At 60.1% G+C, this 25533-nt stretch carries 24 protein-coding genes (1 of these 24 cut by a window edge); 20 read left to right on the top strand and 4 right to left on the bottom strand.

Annotation, left to right across the window (positions count from 1 at the left end; translation table 11 throughout):
* Together RB216_RS00575 and RB216_RS00570 are read right to left on the bottom strand one after the other, a co-directional pair.
* Positions 1-822 carry the 5' portion of a CaiB/BaiF CoA transferase family protein gene (locus RB216_RS00575; protein ID WP_308908185.1) on the bottom strand. It extends 399 nt beyond the left edge of the window, so the window shows 822 of its 1221 coding nt (coding positions 1-822); its start codon is at positions 820-822; its stop codon lies beyond the left edge, outside the window.
* A 12-nt stretch (positions 823-834) separates the two neighbouring features.
* Positions 835-2016, bottom strand: a complete 1182-nt coding sequence (locus tag RB216_RS00570; RefSeq protein ID WP_003187423.1) for an acyl-CoA dehydrogenase — start codon at positions 2014-2016, stop codon at positions 835-837.
* A 157-nt stretch (positions 2017-2173) separates the two neighbouring features.
* Between RB216_RS00570 and RB216_RS00565 the strand changes: the two genes are divergently transcribed.
* From RB216_RS00565 to RB216_RS00470, 20 genes are all read left to right on the top strand, one after another.
* The gene (locus tag RB216_RS00565) at positions 2174-3073 is read left to right on the top strand and encodes a LysR family transcriptional regulator (protein ID WP_164673150.1); all 900 of its coding nucleotides are present in this window, start codon (positions 2174-2176) and stop codon (positions 3071-3073) included.
* A 452-nt stretch (positions 3074-3525) separates the two neighbouring features.
* Positions 3526-4647, top strand: a complete 1122-nt coding sequence (locus tag RB216_RS00560) for a Re/Si-specific NAD(P)(+) transhydrogenase subunit alpha (protein WP_028618675.1) — start codon at positions 3526-3528, stop codon at positions 4645-4647.
* Positions 4648-4662: 15 nt separating this feature from the next.
* Positions 4663-4983: an NAD(P) transhydrogenase subunit alpha part 2 gene (locus RB216_RS00555; RefSeq protein ID WP_003187417.1), complete on the top strand. Its 321-nt coding sequence runs from the start codon at positions 4663-4665 to the stop codon at positions 4981-4983.
* A complete protein-coding gene (locus RB216_RS00550) occupies positions 4983-6419 on the top strand; it encodes an NAD(P)(+) transhydrogenase (Re/Si-specific) subunit beta (protein ID WP_028618674.1) in 1437 nt (478 codons plus the stop codon). Before RB216_RS00555 ends, RB216_RS00550 begins: the two co-directional genes overlap by 1 nt.
* Positions 6420-6598: 179 nt before the next feature.
* Complete coding sequence (scpC, locus tag RB216_RS00545; RefSeq protein ID WP_308908184.1) at positions 6599-8092, top strand: succinyl-CoA:acetate CoA-transferase ScpC; 1494 nt, start codon at positions 6599-6601, stop codon at positions 8090-8092.
* A gap of 318 nt (positions 8093-8410) precedes the next feature.
* A complete protein-coding gene (locus RB216_RS00540; RefSeq protein WP_010168694.1) occupies positions 8411-8626 on the top strand; it encodes a DUF1127 domain-containing protein in 216 nt (71 codons plus the stop codon).
* Positions 8627-8888: 262 nt separating this feature from the next.
* Positions 8889-9074 (top strand): DUF1127 domain-containing protein, encoded by a 186-nt coding sequence (locus RB216_RS00535; RefSeq protein WP_028618672.1) that lies wholly within the window; start codon positions 8889-8891, stop codon positions 9072-9074.
* A 136-nt stretch (positions 9075-9210) separates the two neighbouring features.
* Positions 9211-9531, top strand: a complete 321-nt coding sequence (locus RB216_RS00530; RefSeq protein ID WP_028618671.1) for a DUF2388 domain-containing protein — start codon at positions 9211-9213, stop codon at positions 9529-9531.
* Positions 9532-9611: 80 nt separating this feature from the next.
* Positions 9612-9920, top strand: coding sequence for a DUF2388 domain-containing protein (locus RB216_RS00525; RefSeq protein WP_122730166.1), 309 nt, complete (start codon positions 9612-9614; stop codon positions 9918-9920).
* A 38-nt stretch (positions 9921-9958) separates the two neighbouring features.
* Positions 9959-10279, top strand: a complete 321-nt coding sequence (locus RB216_RS00520) for a DUF2388 domain-containing protein (RefSeq protein WP_028618669.1) — start codon at positions 9959-9961, stop codon at positions 10277-10279.
* Entirely contained in the window at positions 10276-12237 is a 1962-nt protein-coding gene (locus RB216_RS00515; RefSeq protein ID WP_308908183.1) for a DUF7844 domain-containing protein, read from the top strand. The genes RB216_RS00520 and RB216_RS00515 overlap by 4 nt, the downstream gene beginning before the upstream one ends.
* A 239-nt stretch (positions 12238-12476) precedes the next feature.
* Positions 12477-13784: a CitMHS family transporter gene (locus tag RB216_RS00510; protein ID WP_028618667.1), complete on the top strand. Its 1308-nt coding sequence runs from the start codon at positions 12477-12479 to the stop codon at positions 13782-13784.
* Between the two features lie 64 nt (positions 13785-13848).
* Entirely contained in the window at positions 13849-14616 is a 768-nt protein-coding gene (locus RB216_RS00505) for a TerC family protein (protein WP_014716354.1), read from the top strand.
* Between the two features lie 210 nt (positions 14617-14826).
* Positions 14827-16485, top strand: coding sequence for a Na/Pi cotransporter family protein (locus tag RB216_RS00500; protein ID WP_016978808.1), 1659 nt, complete (start codon positions 14827-14829; stop codon positions 16483-16485).
* A gap of 57 nt (positions 16486-16542) precedes the next feature.
* Positions 16543-17925 (top strand): M16 family metallopeptidase, encoded by a 1383-nt coding sequence (locus RB216_RS00495; RefSeq protein ID WP_308908182.1) that lies wholly within the window; start codon positions 16543-16545, stop codon positions 17923-17925.
* A 72-nt stretch (positions 17926-17997) separates the two neighbouring features.
* The gene (locus RB216_RS00490) at positions 17998-19029 is read left to right on the top strand and encodes a DUF5924 family protein (protein ID WP_028618665.1); all 1032 of its coding nucleotides are present in this window, start codon (positions 17998-18000) and stop codon (positions 19027-19029) included.
* 54 nt (positions 19030-19083) lie between these two features.
* Positions 19084-20232: an ABC transporter permease gene (locus tag RB216_RS00485; RefSeq protein WP_308908181.1), complete on the top strand. Its 1149-nt coding sequence runs from the start codon at positions 19084-19086 to the stop codon at positions 20230-20232.
* A complete protein-coding gene (locus RB216_RS00480; RefSeq protein ID WP_028618663.1) occupies positions 20229-21032 on the top strand; it encodes an ABC transporter ATP-binding protein in 804 nt (267 codons plus the stop codon). The genes RB216_RS00485 and RB216_RS00480 overlap by 4 nt, the downstream gene beginning before the upstream one ends.
* A gap of 1 nt (position 21033) precedes the next feature.
* Complete coding sequence (locus tag RB216_RS00475) at positions 21034-21972, top strand: MlaD family protein (RefSeq protein ID WP_028618662.1); 939 nt, start codon at positions 21034-21036, stop codon at positions 21970-21972.
* Entirely contained in the window at positions 21969-22580 is a 612-nt protein-coding gene (locus RB216_RS00470; RefSeq protein ID WP_028618661.1) for an ABC-type transport auxiliary lipoprotein family protein, read from the top strand. The genes RB216_RS00475 and RB216_RS00470 overlap by 4 nt, the downstream gene beginning before the upstream one ends.
* 103 nt (positions 22581-22683) lie before the next feature.
* Here RB216_RS00470 and RB216_RS00465 read toward each other — a convergent pair whose 3' ends face one another.
* Positions 22684-23913 (bottom strand): spore maturation protein, encoded by a 1230-nt coding sequence (locus RB216_RS00465; RefSeq protein ID WP_016978801.1) that lies wholly within the window; start codon positions 23911-23913, stop codon positions 22684-22686.
* A 98-nt stretch (positions 23914-24011) separates the two neighbouring features.
* Positions 24012-25343: a glutamate/aspartate:proton symporter GltP gene (gene gltP / locus RB216_RS00460; RefSeq protein WP_028618660.1), complete on the bottom strand. Its 1332-nt coding sequence runs from the start codon at positions 25341-25343 to the stop codon at positions 24012-24014.
* Positions 25344-25533 lie beyond the last annotated feature (190 nt).

Here is a 25533-nt window from a genome sequence, read left to right as displayed (position 1 = left end):
CTGCCCAGCCACTTCGGCAAACTTACGAAACTGCCCGTCATTACCCACCGTCAGGATGAAATCACCGTCGGCGGTAGGGAAGTCCTGATAGGGCACGATATTCGGATGCGCATTACCCAGCCGCTTTGGCGACGCTCCTGTTGTCAGGTAATTCATCGCCTGGTTGGCCAGACAGGCCACCTGCACATCCAGTAACGCCATATCGATGTGCTGCCCGCCACCATCATGATCCCGATGAGCCAGTGCCGCTAGTATCGCCACTGTAGAGTAAAGCCCCGTAAGAATGTCCGTCAGCGCCACACCCACCTTTACTGGCCCGGCACCGTCATCCCCCTCAGGGCGACCGGTCAGGCTCATGAGGCCGCCCACCCCCTGAATCATGAAGTCATAGCCCGCCCGCGCCGCGTAGGGCCCGGTCTGGCCAAAGCCCGTGATCGAGCAGTAGATCAGCTCGGGATTGATCTCCCTGAGCGACTCATAGTCCAACCCATACGCGGCAAGCCCGCCCACCTTGAAGTTTTCAATGAGGATGTCCGACTTGGCCGCCAGCTCACGCACCAACGCCTGCCCCTCCGGCCGCGTGAAATCGATCGTCACCGACTGCTTGTTGCGATTGGCTGACAGGTAGTACGCCGCCTCACTGGTATTCTCGCCATAGGCATCCTTAAGGAAGGGCGGCCCCCAGGCGCGCGTATCGTCGCCGCTGCCCGGCCGCTCAACCTTGATTACCTCAGCCCCAAGGTCCGCAAGGATCTGCCCGGACCAGGGGCCCGCCAGTACTCGCGATAGATCCAATACCCGCAGATGCGAAAGCGCGCCCATACCGTGCTCCTATTAATAGAACGCTTGAAGACCGGTTTGCGCGCGCCCCAGAATCAGAGCATGCACGTCGTGAGTACCTTCATAGGTATTCACGACCTCCAGGTTGACCAGGTGGCGCGCCACGCCGAACTCGTCGGAAATACCGTTGCCGCCGAGCATGTCGCGTGCCATACGTGCGATATCCAGGGATTTGCCACAGGAGTTGCGCTTCATGATCGAGGTGATTTCAACCGCTGCCGTACCCTCATCCTTCATACGCCCCAGACGCAAGCAGCCTTGCAGGGCCAAAGTGATCTCGGTCTGCATGTCGGCCAATTTCTTCTGGATCAGTTGAGTTGCAGCCAATGGACGGCCGAATTGCTGGCGATCCAGGGTGTACTGGCGAGCGGTATGCCAGCAGAACTCAGCAGCACCCAAAGCCCCCCAAGAAATGCCATAACGCGCAGAGTTGAGACAGGTGAAAGGCCCCTTCAGACCACGCACGTCCGGAAAAATGTTCTCCTCCGGCACGAACACATTGTCCATGACGATTTCACCGGTGATAGAAGCGCGAAGCCCGACTTTGCCATGAATCGCCGGCGCACTCAGGCCCTTCCAGCCTTTCTCCAAGACAAAGCCACGGATGTCACCGGCGTCGTCCTTGCCCCACACCACAAACACATCCGCGATCGGGCTGTTGGTGATCCACATCTTCGCGCCCGTCAAGCTGTAACCGCCGTCCACTTTTCGAGCCCGGGTAATCATCGCACCTGGATCAGACCCATGATTGGGCTCGGTCAGGCCAAAACAGCCGATCCATTCCCCAGACGCCAACTTCGGCAAGTACTTCTGTTTCTGCGCCTCGGTGCCGAACTCGTTGATCGGCACCATCACCAGCGAAGACTGCACACTCATCATCGAGCGATAGCCGGAGTCGACGCGCTCCACTTCGCGCGCGATCAACCCATAACTGACGTAATTCAAGCCACTGCCGCCGTACTGCTCAGGAATCATCGCACCGAGCAAACCGGTCTCGCCCATCTCGCGAAAAATTGCAGGGTCGGTCTTTTCATGGCGAAAGGCTTCAAGCACGCGCGGCGCCAGCTTGTCCTGGGCGAACTGCTCAGCACTGTCGCGCACCATGCGCTCTTCTTCGGTGAGCTGTTGATCCAGCAGCAGTGGATCGATCCAGTTGAAGCTTGCCTTGCCAGCCATGAATAAGTCCTCGCGGGAAGAAACGAATGTCGTGGAACCAGCCTAGGCGCGACAAGCGCTCAGAGCAAACGAGGTTTCCGCATAGGGTTGTGCTAATTTCTCACTTCGAAACCGCCGAAAAGCGCGCATATGCGCTTTACATGTGAGGACACGGTATATGCGCAGAAAAATTCCCAGTACTACCGCCTTGGTCAGTTTTGAAGCGGCGGCCCGCCACGAAAGCTTTACCAAGGCCGCACACGAGCTTTCGATCACTCAAGGCGCCATCTGTCGACAGATCGCCAGCCTTGAGGAGTTTTTGAGTGTCGAGCTGTTTCGTCGCTCACGCCGAGGGGTAAAACTGACGGAAGCCGGGCTGTCGTACAGCCGCCGCGTAGCCACGCAACTGGATGCGGTGGAGCGCGACACGCTTTCCGTCATGGGTCAGCAGGGCGCTAACACCATCGAGTTGGCCGTGGTCCCGACATTTGGTACTCAGTGGCTGATCCCTCGCCTCAAGGATTTCCAACGCCAGCATCCCGAAGTCACGGTCAACCTGACGAACCGAACACGGCCCTTCCTGTTTGCCGATACCGAATTCGACGCCGCCATCTACTTCGGCGATGCCGATTGGTCCGGTACGGAATCGCACCGCCTGATGGGAGAGAATCCTGTCCCCGTGTGCAGCCCGCGACTGCTGGGTAACAGCACGCAACTCAGCCCCCAGGAAATCGCAGAACTGCCCCTCCTGCAGCAAACGACGAGACCTTACGCGTGGCGCCAGTGGTTCAACGCCCAGCAGCTGAGCGTACCTCGCGACATGACAGGCCCCCGTTACGAGCTATTCTCGATGTTGTCTCAGGCCGCCATGCATGACATGGGGATCGCGCTGATCCCGCCGTTCCTCATTCAACGCGAACTAGAGGAGGGCCAACTGGTAATCACAAGCCCCGAAGCACTGAGCAGTTCTAAGGCCTATTACTTGATGATTCCTGACAGAAAGGTCGAATCCGCCTCATTACACGCATTTAGGGACTGGCTGATCGACCAGTCACACCGCTACAGCCCTTGTATTTAAAGGTCAAAACAACATTATTGACTCTGTAGTCAGCAAATTTTCAATCCTACAGATATACATATATGTCGCATTTCAACAGACTGTATCTGTCAGGCGAAAATAGGACTCAAAGCCATGATCTATATGGCTTGCAGCGACTAATACAAGCCAATGACCGACTATTCACACCAACGATGTCAAAAGATTGCAAAAGCGCCTGCAGCCCTTTAAGCCCATGTATTTGAAGAGGTTATTTCAGCATGTTGCGACAATCAGTCACAGGGTGACTTGTAGTTAATTTTTCGTCACCCGTCATAATCCCTTGAAGGCCGTAAAGTTCGCCTGCAAAATGCCGCGCCCCGCTGTCATTTCAGCGGGATCGTGCTGATCGGCCGCCCCAGTTGCGCCACTCGCGGTGCACTGGCCTTTTTACAAAAAGATCAAAAGCAAAAAGATCATGCAGGAGATTTGACGTGCACATTGGTGTTCCTCTCGAAACCCAGACCGGTGAAACGCGGGTGGCTGCCACCCCGGAAACCATCAAGAAGCTGATCGGCCAGGGCCATAAGGTCACTGTACAAAGCGGAGCCGGCATCAAAGCCAGCGTCGTCGACAGTGCCTATGAAACGGCAGGCGCAACCATTGGCAGTGCCAACGATGCGTATGGCGCCGAGCTGATCCTCAAGGTGGTAGCCCCCAGCGACAGCGAACTTGCGCTGATCAAAAGCGGCACCGTATTGGTGGGCATGCTCAACCCGTTCAGTAACGAAACCATCGCCAAGCTCGCCGAGCGCGGCATCACCGCCTTTGCCCTCGAAGCTGCGCCGCGGACCTCGCGCGCTCAAAGCCTCGACGTGCTGTCGTCCCAGGCCAACATTGCCGGCTATAAAGCCGTGCTGCTCGCCGCTCATCACTACCCGCGCTTCATGCCGATGCTGATGACCGCCGCAGGCACCGTGAAGGCCGCACGCGTGCTGATCCTCGGCGCCGGCGTTGCAGGCCTGCAAGCCATCGCCACCGCGAAACGCCTCGGTGCAGTGATCGAAGCGTCTGACGTACGCCCGGCCGTTAAAGAGCAGATCGAATCCCTCGGCGCCAAGTTTGTCGACGTGCCTTACGAGACCGATGAAGAGCGCGAATGCGCCGTCGGTGTCGGCGGCTACGCCCGCCCAATGCCGACCAGTTGGATGCAACGCCAGGCCCTGGCCGTGCACGAACGCGCCAAGCAGGCCGACATTGTCATTACCACCGCCCTGATTCCCGGCCGCAAAGCGCCGACCTTGCTCAGCGCCGAAACCGTCGCACAGATGAAGCCCGGCTCCGTGGTGATCGACCTTGCCGCTGCCCAAGGTGGCAACTGCCCGCTGACGGTTGCCGACCAGGTAGTCGTCGAGAACGGCGTGATCATCTGCGGCCCGACCAACCTGGCCGGCGCTGTCGCCGCCGATGCGTCAGCCTTGTACGCGCGCAACCTGCTGGACTTCCTGAAGCTGGTCTTCACCAAGGAAGGGCAGTTTGAAATCAACCTCGAAGACGACATCGTCGCCGCGTGCCTGATGTGCCGCGACGGCCAAGTCATCCGCAAAAACGCCTAAGCAGGGATTCAGACGATGGAAGAGCTTATCTCCCCCGGTATCTACAACCTGATCATCTTTGTGCTGGCGATTTATGTCGGTTACCACGTGGTCTGGAACGTAACCCCCGCGCTGCACACGCCATTGATGGCGGTAACCAACGCCATTTCCGCCATCGTGATCGTCGGCGCCATGCTGGCTGCGGCCCTCACTGTCACGCCACTGGGCAAGACTATGGGCACCCTGGCCGTGGCACTCGCCGCAGTCAACGTGTTCGGCGGCTTCCTGGTCACCCGCAGAATGCTTGAGATGTTCAAGAAGAAAGCCCCGAAAGTAAAAGAAGAGGCGCCTAAGTAATGAGCATGAATCTCGTCACGACGCTCTACTTGATCGCGTCGATCTGCTTCATCCAGGCTCTCAAGGGCCTGTCGCACCCCACCACGTCGCGACGCGGCAACCTGTTCGGCATGCTCGGCATGGCGCTCGCGGTGCTCACCACCGTGGGCCTCATCTATAAGCTGGGCGCTGAGTTGGCTACCGCAGGCATTGGCTACGTAATCGTTGGCCTGCTGATCGGCGGCACCGCCGGCTCGATCATGGCCAAGCGCGTAGAAATGACCAAGATGCCTGAACTGGTAGCGTTCATGCACAGCATGATCGGCCTGGCTGCAGTGTTCATCGCGATTGCCGCGGTGGTCGAGCCGCAGTCCCTGGGCATCGTCAAACACCTGGGCGACTCGATTCCTGCCGGTAACCGCCTGGAACTGTTCCTCGGCGCGGCCATCGGTGCCATTACCTTCTCCGGTTCGGTGATCGCCTTCGGCAAATTGTCCGGCAAGTACAAGTTCCGCCTGTTCCAGGGCGCACCGGTACAGTTCGGCGGCCAGCACAAACTGAACCTTGTGCTCGGCCTCGCTACGTTGGGCCTGGGCCTGGCGTTCATGTTCACCGGCAACCTCACCGCCTTCGCGCTGATGCTGGCCCTGGCCTTCGTGCTTGGCGTGCTGATCATCATCCCGATCGGCGGCGCGGACATGCCTGTGGTCGTCTCGATGCTCAACAGCTACTCCGGCTGGGCAGCGGCGGGCATCGGTTTCTCGCTGAACAACTCGATGCTGATCATCGCCGGCTCGCTGGTGGGCTCCAGCGGCGCGATCCTGTCGTACATCATGTGCAAGGCGATGAACCGTTCCTTCTTTAATGTACTGCTCGGCGGTTTCGGCAATGCGCCGGATGCCGGTGCAGCGGCGGGCTCTAAAGAAGCACGCCCGGTCAAATCCGGCTCGGCTGACGACGCGACCTTCCTGCTGACCAACGCCGACACCGTGATCATCGTCCCGGGTTACGGCCTGGCCGTAGCACGTGCACAACATGCGCTCAAGGAACTGACCGAGAAGCTGACCCACCACGGCGTCACCGTGAAGTACGCGATCCACCCAGTGGCCGGCCGTATGCCAGGGCACATGAACGTCCTGCTCGCCGAGGCCGAAGTGCCTTACGACCAGGTGTTCGAGATGGAAGACATCAACTCCGAGTTCGGCCAGGCCGACGTGGTGCTGGTGCTGGGCGCGAACGACGTGGTCAACCCGGCCGCCAAGAACGATCCGAATTCACCGATCGCAGGCATGCCGATTCTCGAAGCCTTCAAGGCCAAGACGATCATCGTCAACAAACGCTCAATGGCCAGCGGCTACGCCGGCTTGGACAACGAGCTGTTCTACCTGGACAAGACCATGATGGTCTTCGGTGATGCCAAGAAGGTCATCGAAGACATGGTCAAAGCCGTCGAGTAACACTGCTTCAGCGCAATACTCGAAACCCCGGCCTCCAGTAGGCTGGGGTTTTTTATTACCGCATGAAACCCGACCAAAGGCTCTAAATCGCTGCCGGGCATTCGACCATGGTAGCGGGCCGAATTTTTTTGAAATCACTAAACTGCGCACCTTGCTTCCGTAGCCTGAGATAACAATCCATGTACCGTGATCGTATCCGCTTGCCTTCGTTGTTGAACAAGGTCATGAGCGCGGCAGACGCCGCCGCACTGATCGAGGACGGCATGACCGTCGGCATGAGCGGCTTCACCCGTGCCGGTGAAGCCAAGGCCGTCCCCCACGCTCTGGCCGAACGCGCCAAGACCTCGCCGCTGAAAATCACCCTGATGACCGGCGCCAGCCTGGGAAATGACCTGGACAAGCAACTGACCGAAGCGGGCGTACTGTCGCGACGCATGCCGTTCCAGGTCGACAGCACCTTGCGCAAGGCGATCAACGCCGGCGAAGTGATGTTTATCGACCAGCACCTGTCGGAAACCGTCGAGCAACTGCGCAACAATCAGCTCAAGCTACCGGATATTGCGGTGATTGAAGCGGTCGCGATCACTGAGCAAGGCCATATTGTGCCCACCACGTCTGTGGGCAACTCGGCCAGCTTTGCGATTTTCGCCAAGCAGGTGATCGTCGAGATCAACCTGGCGCACAACCCGAACCTGGAAGGGCTGCACGACATTTATATCCCGACGTACCGGCCAACCCGTACGCCGATCCCGCTGGTGAAGGCCGATGACCGGATTGGCAGCACTGCTATTCCGATCCCACCGGAAAAGATCGCCGCCATCGTCATCACCAACCAAGCCGATTCCGCCTCGACCGTGACGCCACCCGACAGCGACACCCAAGGCATCGCCAATCATCTGATCAACTTCCTCAAGCAGGAAGTCGACGCCGGCCGCATGACCAACAAACTCGGCCCGTTGCAGGCCGGCATCGGCAATATCGCCAACGCAGTGATGTGTGGCTTGATCGAATCGCCGTTCGAAGACCTGACCATGTATTCGGAAGTGTTGCAGGATTCGACCTTCGACCTGATCGACGCGGGCAAGCTGAGCTTTGCTTCGGGCAGCTCGATCACCTTGTCAGAACGGCGCAATGCCGACGTGTTCGGCAACTTGGAAAAGTACAAGGACAAACTGGTGCTGCGCCCGCAAGAGATCTCCAACCATCCGGAAGTGGTGCGTCGCCTGGGCATCATCGGCATCAACACCGCGCTGGAGTTCGATATCTACGGCAACGTCAACTCCACCCATGTCTGCGGCACGCGGATGATGAACGGTATTGGCGGCTCCGGGGATTTCGCGCGCAATGCGCACCTGGCGATCTTTGTTACCAAATCCATTGCCAAAGGCGGGGCGATTTCCAGCGTGGTGCCGATGGTCAGCCATGTGGACCACACCGAGCATGACGTCGATATCCTGGTCACCGAAGTTGGGCTTGCTGACCTGCGTGGCCTGGCGCCACGGGAACGGGCCCGGGTGATCATCGATAACTGTGTGCACCCTGCCTATCGCGATGCCCTGAACAGTTACTTCAACGCTGCTTGCGCCGTCGGCGGGCACACGCCCCACATCCTGCGCGAAGCGCTGAGCTGGCACATCAACCTGGAAGAAACCGGGCATATGCTCAAGGCGTGATTGATACAGATCCGGGCTGATGCAAAAACAGCTTCATCAGCCCGGCATCCTCAACGCCATCTCTGCAAAAAACTGTACTGCTGTACCGGTCATTTCCTACCGAAATATCCCACACATCACTACGAAAACACCAGTTTCGCACCACTTCAGTGCAGATAGGTACAGTTGCCTCATTTCTGTACAGTACAGCACCCATAAACAGTTAACTGGCCCCTCACAATACAGGGGAACTGTATCTAGAGAGTCTTGCGTCGGAAGAGGATCATTGGCATCAGTTAAACCACTACCTAATCCCGCCACAAGCGGAAGGATGTCATCATGGAACGTACACTCAGTTCCGATCTGTTCTTCGAAGAAAAAGCTGTAAACACCCAGGCCTCCCTGCCTCTGCGCGTTATCGCCAACCTGATGTTGTGGCAGCGCCGCATCTCCAGCCGCCACCAACTGGCTCGTCTGGATTCGCGTCTGCTGGCTGACGCAGGCATCAGCGAAGCTCAACGCTACGAAGAGCTGAGCAAGCCGTTCTGGCGCTGATTTAGCGCTCGCTGGCCCTGACCTACCGGGTCCACCGCCAGCACCCTGATTTGTCAAAGCAAAGCCCGCCCCGGGAAATCGGAGGCGGGCTTTGTTGTTTTCGGGGCTTGGGTTTTCAACGGAAAACAGTGACACAATTCGTGGACAGGTACAGTTTAAAAAATACAACAGTTAAGCAGTACAATTTAACTCCAGTGCATCTGTATCGGTCACATCCCCTCGCTGAACATGGTGTTCCAAGACCTCATGAAAGGTGCACGCCATGGACACGCCATCCCACAGCTATAAGCGGTTGTTAAGTCGAGCCGCTTCGATCCTCGCCAAATGGCTACGCCAGGCCTATGAACGGCGCCAACTGTCTCAGCTTGATAGCCGTGAACTGTCCGACCTGGGCATCAGTCCTGGCGACCGAATGAACGAGCTGTCCAAACCGTTCTGGCGTGACTAGGCAGTCAAGACGCTTCCCGAACGGATAAACGGCGGCTTAATATCCAGTCACCACGTGGCGAACCGCGTAGTACGGGCGTCTGATCCCCAATGGCTGCCCTGCGCCACCTTATCCGTTCATCTACAGGAGTCATCCCATGTCCCGTCTTCGCCTGCTGAGTGCCGCCGCCCTGTTGGCCCTGGCTGCCAACGCCAACGCGACCAGCTTCATCGTGACCACCGACTCCATCGTCGGCGCGCTGAAAGCCACCTCCGACGCTACTTCCGATGCCACGTCGTCCCTGCGCGACAATAAAGTCGTGCGCGCCGCCCGTGACGACGCCGCCAGCTTTGTTGCTAGTGAAGGCGCCATCCGTGGCGTGAAACTGGAGAGTGCCCTGGCACAGATTCGCCAACAAGCGCCGCAGTTGAACACCGCGACTGACGCACAGTTGGCCCAGGCCATCCTGGCGATCTGAATACAGGGCTGATGCCTGGGCGCTGGCTCTCGCCCGGGCATTACGCTAGCCTTGGCGCTCGTTTTAAGTTGTCGAGTCCCATGGCTTTTTCATACCGCCTTTTAATAGTTCCACTATTGCTTTGTGGCGCCTGGTCGCCCGTGGCTTCGGCTTTCGACCTGAGCACCCAAAGCACCGTCGCCAGTGCGTACGCCACCAGCAAGGTGACGTCCGCGCCCTTCGACAGAAAAGTGATTATGGCCGCCCAGGACGACGCGGCTGCGTTTATCGCCACTGACGGCCAATGGCGGGGCGCACGGCTGGAATCCGCGCTGGATTATCTGCGCCGCAGCCAACCAAAACTTAACGCCAGCGACCTTGAACTGGCGCAAGCAATTCTCGTCCAATAATCATCTTTGTATTCCATCTTTTTCATTGGAGTCATCTCATGCGTAGCCCGCTGATCGCCGCCGCCCTTGGCCTGCTGTTATTGGCCGACGTTGCCCAGGCACAAACCCTAGTGGCCACCAGTAACATCATTGTTCGCGCCTCTGGTCGCACCATTGATTTCACCTCGGACACCACCACCTCCATACGCGACTCCAAAGTCGTGCGCGAGGCCCACGACGACGCTGCCAGCTTCGTCGCCACCAACGGCGAGATCCGTGGCGCACGCCTGGAAGCCGCCTTCGACACCCTGCGCACACGTCTGCCGGAAGCCCGCGACGCCAGTGACCAGACCCTCGCCGAAGCTATTCTCGCACTGTGAGGCGAATTGCCGCCTGGCTCCTGGCCGGGGTTGTGCTGCTGTGTGCCAGCGCAGCCCAAGCCGGCCTGCAACTGCGGCTCAAGACCGATGGCTTGAGCCCTGCTGAACTGCAGGCCAGCCAGGCGTTGCTCGACGAAGCGATGCGCGCTTTACCGCCTAGCTTCGTCGAGCAGTTGGACCGGCGCATCGATGTCGGCTGGACCGACAAGATGCCCGAGAATGCCTACGGGCAAGCTTCCCTGGTGTCCGAGCTGGACCTCAACCGCAACCTGCTCGCCAGCCTGACCGACGGCACCGCCGCCACCCAGAAAACCAATCGCCCCCACGGCACCGTGCGACGCGAGATGCTCGCCACCGTGCTGCATGAACTGACCCACATTTATGACCGTGCGCGCCTCTGGTCCAAAGCAGACCGCGCACTGATCAACCGCTGCAGCCGCCAGAACAATCTCACCGGCCTGATCGGCCTGCCTGATCAATGCCGTGGCCAGAATGGCCGACGTTTTACCCTCAGCGATGACCCACGCCTGCTGGACCTTGCCGGCTGGCCGCAATACGTCGGTCGTCGTGGCGGACGCGAACAGAACAACCATCAGGTCGCGCGCAGCCCGGACATCTACGAAACCACCAGCCCCTTGGAATTCGTCGCAGTCAACATGGAGTACTTCCTGCTTGACCCGAGCTACGCCTGCCGCCGTCCCTCGCTGTTCCGTTATTACAAAGAACACTTTGGCTGGGCGCCGCCGAACCAAGAAACCTGCGCCAACACCTATGCGTTCCTGAACGCCGGCAACGATTTCGCCAAGACGCCGCTGGGCCATGTCGACCCGGAGCGCGTCTACGAAATCGACTACCTGCTGGCCGAAGCCAACCAAAACCTGGTGAGCCGCTGGGGCCACAGCATGCTGCGCCTGGTGATCTGCGCGCCAGGCCGTCCGCGTGGTCCGGATTGTCGGCTGGATCTGGACCAGCACCTGGTGTTGTCCTACCGCGCGTTTGTCGGTGACGTACAGCTGTCGAGCTGGGACGGCCTGGTCGGCAAATACCCGTCGCGCCTGTTTGTCCTGCCGTTGGCGCAAGTGATCGACGAGTACACCAAGACCGAGTTGCGCGGCCTGGCCTCCGTGCCGTTGAAACTGACCCGCCAGGAAATCAACGACACCGTCGAGCATGCCGCCGAGATGCACTGGAGCTACGACGGTAATTACTTCTTCATTTCCAACAACTGTGCGGTGGAGAGCCTGAAACTGTTACGCAGTGGCAGCGCCAACCCGCAACTGACCGGCCTGGACAACATAACCCCCAACGGTTTGCTTGAGGTATTGAGTGCTCGTGGCCTGGCCGACACCAGCGTACTGGACGACAAACGCCGGGCGTTACGCCTGGGCTATCACTTCGACTCCTTCCGCGAACGCTACCAAGCGATGTTCGATGTACTGCGCAAGCATCTGCCGATCCAGCAGACCCAGGTCGAAGACTGGCTGTCCCTCAGCGCAGAGGAGCGCCGCCAGTGGTTCGGCCAGGCCGATCTGCGCACCAGCGCCGCATTACTGCTGCTTGAACAGGCGAGTTTTCGCAAGCAGTTGATGCTGGCCCAGGACGAAGTCAAACAACGCTACCTCGGCGCCCGCGAGCTGAAAAACGGCGGCATGGAGAAAGCCAACGCTACGCTGCAACAGATCCTCGCCAACAGCGGCTTCCTCAGCCGTCCGGCAGAACTCTTGGGCAGCGGCGGCTACGGCCTGCCGCAGCCTTCGGAAGCCAAGCGCCTGGAATCGGAAAGCGCCGAGCGCCAGAAGCAACTGCAATCACTGACTGGCGAGTTGGATAAAGAGGTGAGGGCGCTGCTGGACCCTTCGCGCTCCGCCGAGATTGCCGCCTGCGAAGCCAATCTCAAGCAGGTAGGCGAGCATTTGCGGGCCTTGCACAAGGCGGCGGGCGGCCTGGAGCTGCCCTGAAACGCCGAGTAACCCTTCATCAGCCTTTCATCCAGCGAAAGCTGGCTGAAAGCTTACCCGTCTAGGATCGCCCCCACTGCCGGCAACAGACCGGCTGTTAACAACAACAATGGTGATTCCCGATGTCCGCTCGTACCCGCCTGTTCGCCCCAACTCCACCCGTACGCCTCGTGCCTTTCGTTCTGCGCTGACCCCCTCGGTTCGCCATTCCCTAGCCGCGCTACGCCTGGAGTATTCCTATGCTGACTTTCCTTGGCTTTGCCATGGTCATCACGTTCATGTTCCTGATCATGACCAAGCGCCTGTCCGCGCTGATCGCCCTGATCATTGTGCCGATCCTGTTCGCGCTGTTCGGCGGTTTCGCGCCGGAGATCGGTCCGATGATGCTCGCGGGCATCACCAAGCTCGCGCCGACCGGCGTGATGCTGATGTTCGCCATTCTCTACTTTGCCCTGATGATCGACTCCGGCCTGTTCGACCCGGCCGTGCGCAAGATCCTCAAGATGGTTAAGGGCGACCCGCTGAAAGTCTCGGTCGGCACCGCTGTGCTGGCCCTGGTGGTGTCCCTCGACGGTGACGGCGCCACCACCTACATGATCTGCGTGGCCGCCATGCTGCCGCTGTACCAGCGCATCGGCATGAGCCCGCGGATCATGGCTGGCTTGATCATCCTCGCCGGTGGCGTGATGAACATGACCCCCTGGGGTGGTCCGACCGCCCGCGCCGCCAGTGCGTTGCATGTGGACCCATCGGACATTTTCGTACCGATGATCCCGGCAATGGCCGCCGGCGTCGTCGCAATCCTGGTGATTGCCTACATGTACGGCCTGCGTGAACGTGCACGCCTGGGTGAATTGCACCTGCAAGGCGACGAGATCGACCACAGCGAAATCAGCGTGTCGCAATTCCCGGACGCTCGTCGCCCGAAATTGATCTGGTTCAATGGCGCGCTGACGTTCGCCCTGATGTGCACGTTGATCGCCGGCCTGTTGCCGCTGCCGGTGCTGTTCATGGTGGCGTTCAGTATTGCGATGATCGTCAACTACCCGTGCCTGCAGATGCAGAAAGACCGCGTCGCCGCTCACTCCGGCAGCGTATTGGCGGTGGTGGGGCTGATCTTCGCGGCCGGTATCTTCACCGGCATCCTGTCGGGCACCGGCATGGTCGATGCCATGTCCAAGAGCCTGCTGGCCGTTATCCCTGACGCGCTGGGCCCGTACCTGGCCGTGATCACCGCGCTGGTGAGCATGCCGTTTACGTTCTTCATGTCCAACGATGCGTTCTACTACGGCGTATTGCCAGTACTCGCCGAAGCCGCCAGCCACTACGGCATCACTGCGGCAGAAATGGGACGTGCGTCGATCGTCGGCCAACCTGTGCACCTGTTGAGCCCGCTTGTACCCTCGACCTACCTGCTGGTCGCTTTGGCGGGTATCGAGTTTGGCGATCACCAGCGCTTTACCCTCAAGTGGGCAGTGCTGGTGTGCCTGTGCATAATGGTCGCCGCTTTGCTGATGGGGATTATTCCGCTGTTCAGCACTCTATAATCCAAACACCCAACCGCGCGGCGCTGCAGCTTGCGCGGTTTAACACTCGCTCAAAGGAATACACATGGAATGGCTGACCAATCCGGAAATCTGGATTGCCTTCTTCACCCTGACGGCCCTCGAGATCGTCCTAGGCATCGATAACATCATCATGATTTCGATCCTGGTCAGCCGCATGCCCAAGCATATGCAGGCGCGCACCCGGATCTTCGGCTTGGCGCTGGCCATGGTCACGCGCATTCTGTTGCTGCTGTCGATCACCTGGGTGATGCAACTGACCGCCGACCTGTTCGTGGTCTTCGGCCAAGGCATTTCCGGTCGCGACCTGATCCTGTTCTTCGGTGGCCTGTTCCTGCTGTGGAAAAGCTCCCAGGAGATGTACCACGCGCTGGAAGGTGAAGACGAAACCCACGACGAGCCGAAGGGCGCCGGTGGCAAGTTCATCTACACCATCATCCAGATCGCGATCATCGACATCGTGTTCTCCCTGGACTCGGTCATCACCGCTGTCGGCATGGTGTCCCACGTTCCGGTCATGGTCGCGGCGATTGTCGTGGCGGTATTGGTGATGATGTTGGCTGCTGGCACCATCAGCGAGTTCATCGACAAGCACCCGTCGCTGAAAATGCTGGCGCTGTCGTTCCTGCTGGTCGTGGGTACCGTGCTGATCGCGGAATCCTTCGATGTGCACGTGCCAAAAGGCTACGTCTACTTCGCCATGGCGTTCTCGCTGGCGGTGGAAGCGGTGAACATCAAGATGCGCACCGCCATCGCGAAAAAGAAAAAACAGCAGGATCCGGTGAAACTGCGCAAAGACATTCCGGGTCAATAAACCCGAGCCAGACAAAAAGGGGCTTTTTAAGCCCCTTTTTTGCATCCACAAAAAGTTGATTTCATGACAGTTTTGTTTCAATCCCCACTTTAGCTATGCGATGCTGGCGCAGAGCCCATTCGCCAACTACAGCTTAAGTACAAGACGTAGAGCGGCACGCGGCAACTTTCCTTCGCTCACTTTAGAGCGCACCCACACGGGGGGCCGAGCATGCTGACCTTGCTCAATCTGCTTTCCGCCGTGACCCTGCTTATCTGGGGCACGCACATCGTCCGTACCGGCATCCTGCGGGTCTACGGTTCCAACTTGCGCCAAGTCATCGGGCAGAACATGTCCAAGCGCTGGCTGGCGTTTATCGCCGGTATCCTGGTGACGGCCATGGTGCAGAGCAGCAACGCCACGGCGATGCTGGTGACCTCCTTCGTCGGCCAGGGCCTCATGGGCCTGATGCCCGCCCTGGCGACCATGCTCGGCGCCGATGTCGGTACTGCGTTGATGGCGCGGGTGCTGACGTTCGATTTGTCCTGGCTGTCGCCGCTGCTGATTTTTCTTGGGGTGATTTTCTTCCTGTCGCGCAAGCAAACGCGGGCAGGGCAGTTGGGACGCGTGGGGATCGGCCTCGGGCTGATCATCCTTGCGCTGCAACTGATCGTGGAAGCCGCCGGCCCCATCACCCACGCCCAAGGCGTGAAAGTGTTGTTCGCATCGTTGACCGGCGACATCTTGCTCGACGCCCTGGTCGGCGCCTTGTTCGCGATGATTTCCTACTCCAGCCTGGCCGCCGTCCTACTGACCGCGACTCTGGCCGGCGCAGGCGTGATCGGCTTGCATGTCGCGATCGGCCTGGTGATCGGCGCCAACATCGGCAGCGGCGTGCTGGCCTTCCTCAGTACCAGCATGCAGAACGCGGCCGGGCGCCAGGTCGCGCTGGGCAGCCTGCTGTACAAATTGATCGGCCTGTTGCTGATCATTCCTGTGCTGGACCCGCTGGTGCTGTGGATGGATGGCTTGGACTACAGCGCCCAAGGCATGGTCATCACCTTCCACCTGCTTTACAACGTGAGCCGTTGCCTGATCCTGTTGCCCACCATCGGCCCGATGGCAAAACTGTGCGCCTGGCTGCTGCCCGAGCGTGAAGAGGTCAACGGCAAAGCCAAGCCGCGCCATCTGGACCTGACGGCACTCAGCACCCCAAGCCTGGCCCTGGCCAACGCCGCCCGTGAAACCCTGCGCCTGGGCGACCTGATCGACAACATGCTGACCGCCATGCAGGAAGTGCTGCGCGGCAAACAGACCGCCATCACCCAGGAAATGCGCAGCCTCAGCGACGACGTCGAATCGCTGTACAGCGCGATCAAGCTCTACCTGGCGCAAATGCCCCGCGAAGACCTCAGTGAGCAGGACAGCCGGCGCTGGGCCGAAATCATCGAGCTGTCGATCAACCTGAAACTGGCCGGCGACCTGATCGAACGCATGCTGCGCAAAGTTCAGCAGCAGAAAACTTCCCAGCGTCGCCAGTTTTCGGAAGTGGGCCTGGAAGAACTCACCGGCCTGCACAGTCAGTTGATCGCCAACCTGCGCCTGGGCCTGTCGGTGTTCCTCAGCGCCGACCCGGAAAGTGCCCGCCAATTGCTGCGCGAAAAACGCCGATTCCGCGCCCAGGAACGCCGCCTGGCCCACGCGCACGTGAGTCGCCTGCAGAGAAAAATCGTACAGAGTCTGGAGACCAGCTCCCTACACCTGGAGCTGATTGCGGACATGAAACGCCTCAACTCGTTGTTTTGCAGCAGTGCTTATGTAGTGTTGGAAACGTCCGACACCGGCGCGCTCTCCGCCGAAGATATTGCCGACATCACACATTCGCCCTGAACGTACTATGGCCCGCGAAGTCAGTTAAAACTGACCTCACTCGCCAGGAAGCTTGTTATGCGTCGCCTGTTGTTCGCCTGTCTGCTCATGGGCTCTGCCCATGCCTTTGCCTTTGACCGCCTGCAAGTCGAGGGTTACACCTTGCCCAATGGCCTGCAATTGCTGCTCAAGCCGGGCACCGAACGTGGGCATGTGGCGATCCGCCTGGTGGTGGGCGTGGGTCTGGATGACTTCAGTTGCGAGGACAAAGAGCTGCCGCACCTGCTGGAACACTTGCTGTTCAGCGGCATCGACGGCGGTGGAGAAGGTGAGCTGGAAGACCGCATGCAAGCCCTGGGCGGCGAGTGGAACGCCTATACCAGCAACGCCGACACCACCTTCGTGATCGAGGCGCCCGCGCAAAACCAGCGCAAGGTGCTGGACCTGCTGCTGGCGATCCTCACCCGCACCGAATTGACCGACGCCAATATCGACGCCGCCAAGCGGGTGGTGGAGCGCGAAGACGGCGGCCACTACTCACACCTGCAACGCCTGCTGGACCGCCAGGATCTAGGCCACACCGCCAGCAATCAACTGGCCGTCGAGCTGGGCCTCAAATGCGCCGAACGCGCCGAGGTCGACCATCTGACTCGCGACCAGTTGGAGAACCTGCGCAAAAACTGGTACGCGCCCAACAACATGACCCTGATCATCGTCGGTGACCTCGACAAATTGCTGCCGGCCTATCTGGAACGTACCTATGGCCAGCTCGACCCGGTCGAACCCACGGAACACCCGGCACTCCCGGAAATCCAGCATGCCGCCGCCGCCCACCGCGAACTGATCCACGGCTGGGTCGGCGATAGCGCCAAACTGCACTGGATGCTCCCTGAGCCAGTAATGGACGACGGGCATGATGAAACCTACGACCTGCTCAAGGACTACCTCGACTGGGCGTTGTACCGCCAACTGCGCCTCAAGCACGGCTTGTCCTACGGCCCGTGGAGCGAACGCGAAGTGCTCGGCGGCGTCGGCTTCCTCAGCCTGAATGCCGACCTTGAGCGGGAAAATCTCCCCGAAGCCGAACAGGTGCTCCAGGACCTCAGGGCGCAGCTGCTCAAAGACGGTCTCGACCCGGCGGTATTCGCCCGCCTGCAACAGGCCGCCGTCGCCCGTCAGGCCTGGGCCGTGCAGGGCAACAGCGCACTGGCCGACTATTACTGGAGCGCTTCCGGCGATTACAACAACGGCCACTTCAGCGACCCGGTCAAACGCATCAAGGCCGTGAGTCTGGACCAGACCAACCAGGCCATGCGCCAAGTGTTCAAGCAACCCGGCTACTGGCGTATCGAGAAGCCGCTGCTCAGTTACGACCTGCTGAGCTGGATCGGCGCCGGTGTCCTAGGGCTGATCGCCTTTGTGTTGATCGGCGTACGGCTTTATCGCAAACGGATCGCGTAATGACGCAACGGACGACGGACTAAGACGTTATTCTGTCTAGGATTTTTTCCTACAAAGACTGCGAACCGCCAGATGCCAAACCTGACCCACGTAATCCAGCGCATTCTCGAGCTGATGAAGCGCTACCCAGGGGTGATTGCACTCGGCGGCTTCATCTCGGGTGTGGGCAGCTTCATCCTGGTGGACCGCCAACAGGGCATGGCCAGTTGGATCGCAGTGATCATGCTGGTGAGCTGGCTGTGGCTGATGCTGGAAAACAGCTTCACCCAGCTGTTCACCAAGGTCTTCAAGCGCGAAATCCCCGAACCGCTACTGCGCTATGCAACCCAGATGATCCATCAGGAAAGTCTGTTTTTTGTGCTGCCGTTCTTTTTCATCACCACCGCCTGGAACAGCGGCCAATCGATTTTTACCGGCCTGCTCGGCGCGGCGGCGCTGGTGTCGATTGTCGACCCGCTGTACTACAAATGGTTGGCGCCCAAACGTTCACTGTTCCTCGCGCTGCACACCTTCACACTGTTCGCCGCGCTGCTCACCGCGCTGCCGATCATCCTGCACCTGACCACGGCCGAGAGTTACAAGCTGGCCCTCGGCGTGGCCATGGCGTTGTCGATTCCGAGCCTGGCCGTCAGCATGCCGCTACGCAGCCTTAAAGGCTGGGCGATGTTGCTCGGGGTCACGGCCGCCATTGGTTGCGCCGGATGGTTCCTGCGCAGTTGGGTGCCACCGGCCACCTTGTGGATGACTGAAGTGGCCATCAGCACACAGTTGCAAGACCGCACGCCGGGCGACGACCTCAAGGAAGTCACCGCCGCCCAACTGCGCAGCGGCGGGCTGTATGCCTACACCGCGATCAACGCGCCGCGCGGGTTGGATGAGCGCATCTACCATGTGTGGCAATTCAACGGCAAAGAGGTCGACCGCATCGCCTTGGATATCCATGGCGGACGCAAAGAGGGCTACCGCGCCTGGACCCACAAGCAGAACTTCCCCGGCGACGCCGTGGGTCGCTGGCAAGTACGCGTGCTGACTGAAGACGGGCAGGTAATCGGCGTGCTGCGCTTCAAAGTGACGGACTCAGCACAAACGGACAACCCAAAGTAGGCAGGTTCGTGCTATTACGTAGGAATTGTGGATAGCCAAACAAGCTCGGAGCTTATGACCCCCCCTACGACGGCCGGTGCAGCCCACCTCGATACGTCCACCACCCCGCCACAGCTGAGGATTACGGGGGACTGGACGCTTGCCCACTATGCCAACCTAAAGAAGCTGTCGGACAAGCTCGACGGCCAATACGACGCCGGCGCGCGCATCGATCTCAACGGCCTCGGTGCCCTGGATACTGCCGGCGCGTCGTTGCTGGTGGAGTTGCTGGGGCCGACCCGCATCGAGCAATCTGCCGAGCAGACTGACTGCAGCTTGTCTGCCGCCGACCGCGCACTGCTCAAGACCGTCTACCGCTCCCTGAATGATTTTTGCGTACCGGACAAAGCACCGGAAGAAGCCGCTGGCATTCAGGTGCTGGCGCGCATTGGCCGGGCGGTGGACACCGTCTGGCAGGACAGCAAGAAACTGCTGGGTTTTATCGGCCTGATTCTCGAAACCTTCGCCCGTGGCATTTTCCGTCCCAAGCGCTGGCGCATCACGCCCATGGTCGCGCATCTGGAGCAGGTCGGCCTCGACGCCGCGCCCATCGTGGCCCTGCTGACCTTTTTGGTGGGTGCCGTGGTGGCATTCCTCGGTGCCACCGTGCTCAAGAGTTTTGGCGCGACTATTTTCACCGTCGACCTGGTGGCGTTCTCTTTCCTGCGGGAATTCGGCGTGTTGCTGACAGCGATCCTGATCGCCGGTCGCACCGCCAGTGCCTTTACCGCCCAGATCGGCTCGATGAAGGCCAACGAAGAAATCGACGCAATCCGAACCCTGGGCCTGGACCCGATGGAGTTGCTGGTGCTGCCTCGCGTACTGGCGCTGCTGGTGGCATTGCCGATGCTGACCTTCCTGGCGATGCTCTCGGGGATTGTCGGCGGCGGCGTGGTCTGCGCCGTGGCCCTGGATATTTCGCCGGCAATGTTCCTGTCGCTGCTGCAATCGGACATTGGCGTCCAGCACTTCCTGGTGGGCATGGTGAAAGCGCCGGTTTTTGCGTTCCTGATTGCCGCCATTGGCTGCTTGGAGGGCTTTAAGGTCAGCGGCAGTGCCGAGTCGGTCGGCGCCCACACCACCTCCAGCGTGGTGCAATCGATCTTTGTGGTGATCGTGCTGGATGCGGTCGCCGCGCTGTTCTTCATGGAGATGGGCTGGTGAGTCGTCTACACCGAGCGCCCGCCGAGGCGGTGATTGAAGTGCGCGGCCTGTGCAATCGCTTTGGCAGCCAGAGCGTGCACGAGAACCTCGACCTGGATTTGTACAAAGGCGAGATCCTCGCGGTGGTCGGCGGCTCCGGCAGCGGCAAGTCGGTGCTGCTGCGCAGTATCGTCGGCCTGCGTCGACCCAGCGAAGGCGAAGTGCGGGTGTTCGGCAAGAACCTGCCGAGCCTGCCGGAACATGAGCGTTCCCTGGTGGAACGGCGCTTCGGCGTGCTGTTCCAGAAGGGCGCGCTGTTTTCTTCGCTGACCGTGACCGAAAACGTCGCGCTGCCGTTGATCGAACATGCCGGCCTCAGCCGCCGCGACGCCGAGCACTTGGCCGCGGTGAAACTCGCCCTGGCCGGGTTGCCATTGTCGGCGGCCGACAAGTACCCGGCTTCACTGTCCGGCGGCATGATCAAGCGCGCCGCCCTGGCCCGCGCGCTGGCGTTGGACCCGGACATCCTGTTCCTCGACGAACCCACCGCCGGGCTCGACCCGATCGGCGCGGCGCAATTCGACCAACTGATCCTGACCCTGCGCGATGCGCTGGGCCTGAGTGTGTTCCTGGTCACCCACGACCTGGACACGCTGTACACCATCACCGACCGCGTGGCGGTGCTGGCGCAGAAGAAAGTGCTGGTGGCCGATGCCATCGATGTTGTCTCGGAAACGGACGACGCATGGATCCACGAATATTTCCACGGCCCCCGTGGCCGCGCGGCATTGGATGCCGCTCAATCGCTTAACGAGGTATGACATGGAAACCCGAGCCCATCATGTGATGATCGGTCTGTTCAGCGTGATCGTGGTGGTCGGCGCGATGCTGTTCGGCCTGTGGCTGGCCAAGTCCAGCGTCGACAGCGCCTTTCAGGACTACGAAGTGATCTTCAACGAAGCCGTCAGTGGCTTGTCCCAGGGCAGTTCGGTGCAGTACAGCGGGATCAAGGTGGGCGATGTCATCAGCCTGAGCCTGGACCCCAAGGATCCGCGCCGCGTCCTGGCACGTATCCGCCTGGCCGGGCAGACGCCGGTCAAGGAAGACACCCAGGCAAAGCTGGCCCTGACCGGCATCACGGGTACCTCGATCATCCAGCTCAGTGGCGGCACCCCGCAGAGTCCGGAACTCAAGGGCAAGGACGGTAACCTGCCACAGATCATCGCCTCACCATCGCCCATCGCACGCCTGCTGAACAATAGCAACGACCTGATGACCAGCATCAACCTGCTGCTGCACAACGCCAACCACATGTTCTCCCGCGAGAACGTCGAGCGCCTGAGCAACACCCTGGAAAACCTGCAACAAACCACCGGCGCCATCGCCGACCAGCGCGGCGATATCAAGGTGGTGATGCAGCAACTGATGCAGGTGAGCAAACAGGCGAGCGCTGCCCTGGAGCAGACCACTGTGCTGATGCGCAACGCCAACGGTTTGCTCAACGAACAAGGCAAGCAGGTCTTCGGCAGTGCCGAACAGGCCATGAAATCCCTTGAACAAAGCACCGCGACCATCAACACCTTGCTGACAGACAACAAGGACTCGGTGAACAGCGGCATGCAAGGCCTCAACGAACTGGCGCCGGCCGTGCGCGAACTGCGCGAAACCCTCGGTTCGCTACGCGCCATCTCCCGCCGCCTGGAAGCCAACCCCAGCGGTTACCTGCTGGGCAGCGACAAGAACAAGGAGTTCACGCCATGAAGCGTGCTTACCAAATGATAGCCCCTGTGGCCTTGGCGCTGGTGAGCGCGTGCTCGATCCTGCCCAAGGCCGACCCTTCGGATGTGTATCGCCTGTCCTCGGCCCAGACAGTCAGCCAGGCCACGCCGGTCAGTTGGTCGCTGCGTGTGAACAAGCCGCAGACCAGCGAATTTCTCGACAGCCCGCGCATCGCCGTGGTGCCCAATGGCGACCTGATCAGCAGTTATGCCAACTCGCGCTGGAGCGACCCGTCGCCGGTGCTGCTGCGCAACCGCTTCATGGACGGCTTCCAGCGCGATGGCCGGGTGACGCTGCTGAGCACCGACGATACCAACCTGCAGTCCGACTATGAGCTGGGCGGGCAATTGCAGGCATTCCAGAGTGAATACCACGGCAGTGCGGTGGAGGTGGTGATTCGCCTGGATGCGCGGTTGGTGCGCGGCAGTGACCAGCGAATTGTTGCCAGCCGACGGTTTGAGGTGCGGCAGCCGGTGAGCGACACCAAGGTGCCAGCGGTGGTGGCCGGGTTTGGGCAGGCGGGGGATCAGTTGAATAAGCAGGTGGTGGATTGGGTGGTGGCGCAGGGCAATAGTGCACCGAAACGCTGAGGGCCTCTTCGCGAGCAAGCCCGCTCCCACATTTGACCGTGTTCATCCTGACGAAACGCGGTCGAATGTGGGAGCGGGCTTGCTCGCGAAAGCGGTATAAGCCTCAGCCAAAGAACCAGTAGCACACCGCAATAGCAGCAACGACACCGGCCAACTCCGCCAGCAACGCACACCCCACCGCATGCCTGGCGCGCTGGATACCCACCGACCCAAAGTACACCGCCAACACATAGAAGGTGGTCTCGGTACTGCCCTGAATCGTCGCCGCCACCAGCGCCGGGAAGCTGTCTACACCTTGAGTCTGCATGGTCTCGATCAACATCGCCCGCGCAGCGCTGCCGGAAAACGGCTTGACCATCGCAGTCGGCAAGGCATCGACAAAGCGTGTGTCCATACCGGTCCAGGCGACCACATGGCGAATGCCTTCCAGGCCGAAATCCAGGGCGCCCGAAGCGCGCAACACACCCACGGCACACAGCATCGCCACCAGGTAGGGCAGCAGGTTCTTGGCCACGTCGAAGCCTTCTTTTGCGCCTTCGACAAATGCCTCGTAGACCTTGACCTTGCGCAACGCGCCGATCACCAGAAACAGCATGATCAACCCGAACAACGTGAGGTTGCCGAGGATCGACGACAAGCCAGCCAGCGCCGTCGCGGAAAGGGTCGCCAGCAATGCCATGAAGCCGCCCAACACCAGTGCGCCCGGAATCAGATAGGCCAGCACCACCGGGTCCCACAGCCGCAGGCGCTGCATGATCGCCACCGAGAGCAGGCCGACCAGGGTTGAGGCGCTGGTCGCCAGCAGGATCGGCAGAAACACCAGCGTCGGGTCCGCCGCGCCTTGCTGGGCGCGGTACATGAAGATGGTCACCGGCAGTAGCGTCAGCGACGACGCGTTGAGCACCAGGAACAGGATCTGCGCATTACTCGCGGTGTTGGGGATGGGGTTGAGTTCCTGCAGCGCCTTCATCGCTTTCAAGCCGATAGGCGTCGCCGCGTTATCCAAGCCCAGGCCGTTGGCGGCGAAGTTGAGGGTGATCAAACCGATCGCGGGGTGGCCGGCAGGCACTTCCGGCATCAGGCGGCGAAACAGCGGGCCAAGGGCCTTGGCCAGCCAATCGACAATTCCGGCCTTCTCGGCGATGCGCAAGAAACCCAGCCACAGGGTCAGGGTGCCGAACAGCAGCACCATCACTTCCACCGACAGTTTGGCCATGGCGAAAATGCTTTCGACCATTGCCGCGAAAATTCCGGCGTTACCGCCGACCAGCCATTGCGCCAGTGCCGACACCATTGCCACGACAAAGAAGCCAAGCCACAGGCCATTGAGCATCAGTTGAATCCCCCGAAGAATGGAGCGAATGATAGCGGGGCTGGCAGAAACGACAAACCCCGGAATTATCCGGGGTTTGTCTTAGAGCTGTAGTGCTATCAGCTGCGGGTCGCTTGGGCGGCCGGCGCGGCTTCCTTGCTGCGCCAGTGCGGCAGCGAGTTCCAGTAGCGCTCGCCCTTGGCGTCGTCGTACATACCTTCCCAACGGGAGATGACCAATACGGCCAGGGCGTTGCCGATCACGTTCAAGGCGGTACGCGCCATGTCCATGATGCGGTCGACACCGGCGATGAACGCCAGGCCTTCCAGCGGAATGCCCACGCTGCCCAGGGTCGCCAGCAACACCACGAAGGACACGCCCGGCACACCAGCGATGCCTTTGGAGGTGACCATCAGGGTCAGGACCAGCATCAACTGCTGGCCAACCGACAGGTCGATGCCATACAGCTGGGCAATAAAGATTGCCGCGATGCTCTGGTAAAGGGTCGAACCGTCGAGGTTAAACGAGTAACCGGTCGGCACAACGAAGCTGCAGATGGCTTTCGGCGCGCCGTAGGCTTCCATCTTCTCGATCACGCGCGGCAGCACGGTTTCGGAGCTGGCGGTGGAGTAGGCCAGGACCAGCTCATCCTTGAAGATACGGATCAGCTTGAGGATCGAGAAACCAAACAGGCGAGCGATCAGGCCCAGTACTGCAAAGGCAAAGAACAGGATGGCGACGTAAACCAGGATCACCAGCTTGGCCAGCGGCAGCAAGGAGGCGAAGCCGAAGTTGGCGACGGTCACGGCGATCAGTGCGAATACGCCGATCGGGGCGTACTTCATGATCATGTGGGTGACTTTGAACATGCTCTCGGACACGCCCTGGAACATGGTCACCAGTGGCTCGCGCAGCTCAGGCTTGAGGCTCGACAAGCCCAGGCCGAACAGCACCGAGAAGAAGATGATCGGCAGCATTTCGCCACGGGCAACAGCGGCGAAGATGTTCGACGGGATCAGGTTGAGGATGGTCTCGATGAACGCATGCTCATGCTGCACTTCGGCGGCGGTGGCGGTGTACTTGGAGATGTCGACGGTACCCAGGGTACTCATGTCGATGCCGGCGCCGGGGTGGAACAGGTTGGCCAGCAGCAGGCCGACCACGATGGCGATAGTGGTGACGATTTCGAAGTAAAGGATGGTTTTGACGCCGATACGCCCGAGCTTCTTCGCATCACCGACACCGGCAATGCCGACGATCAGCGAGGAGATCACAATCGGGATCACGATCATCTTGATCAGGCGGATAAAGATATCGCCCGCTGGCTGCAACACATTGCTGATCCACCAGGCCTTTTCAGCACTGAAATGGTTGAGCACTGCACCGATTGCGATCCCCAGCACCAAACCGATGAGGATCTGCCAGGCGAGGCTTAGCTTTGCCTTCTTCATGTCATTACCCTTACTTCAAGTGAACTTAAGGCAAATGCGCCAGCTGCAACGCTCGAGAGCGAAAAAGTGTGTGCATCTGCCTCCATGGAAGGTCACCGCAGCGTGGCCGAAATGGCTTACTGGCAGGCGAAAAAAGGCGCAACTATTCCCATGCAAGGGAGCGACGTCTAATGCCGTAAACGCCTACCCT

It is taken from the genome of Pseudomonas canadensis (genome assembly GCF_030980095.1).
In the GTDB taxonomy this organism is placed as follows: domain Bacteria; phylum Pseudomonadota; class Gammaproteobacteria; order Pseudomonadales; family Pseudomonadaceae; genus Aquipseudomonas; species Aquipseudomonas canadensis.
The sequence above is the reverse complement of the archived record's forward strand: the minus strand, read 5'-3'. Positions and strand labels throughout refer to the sequence as shown.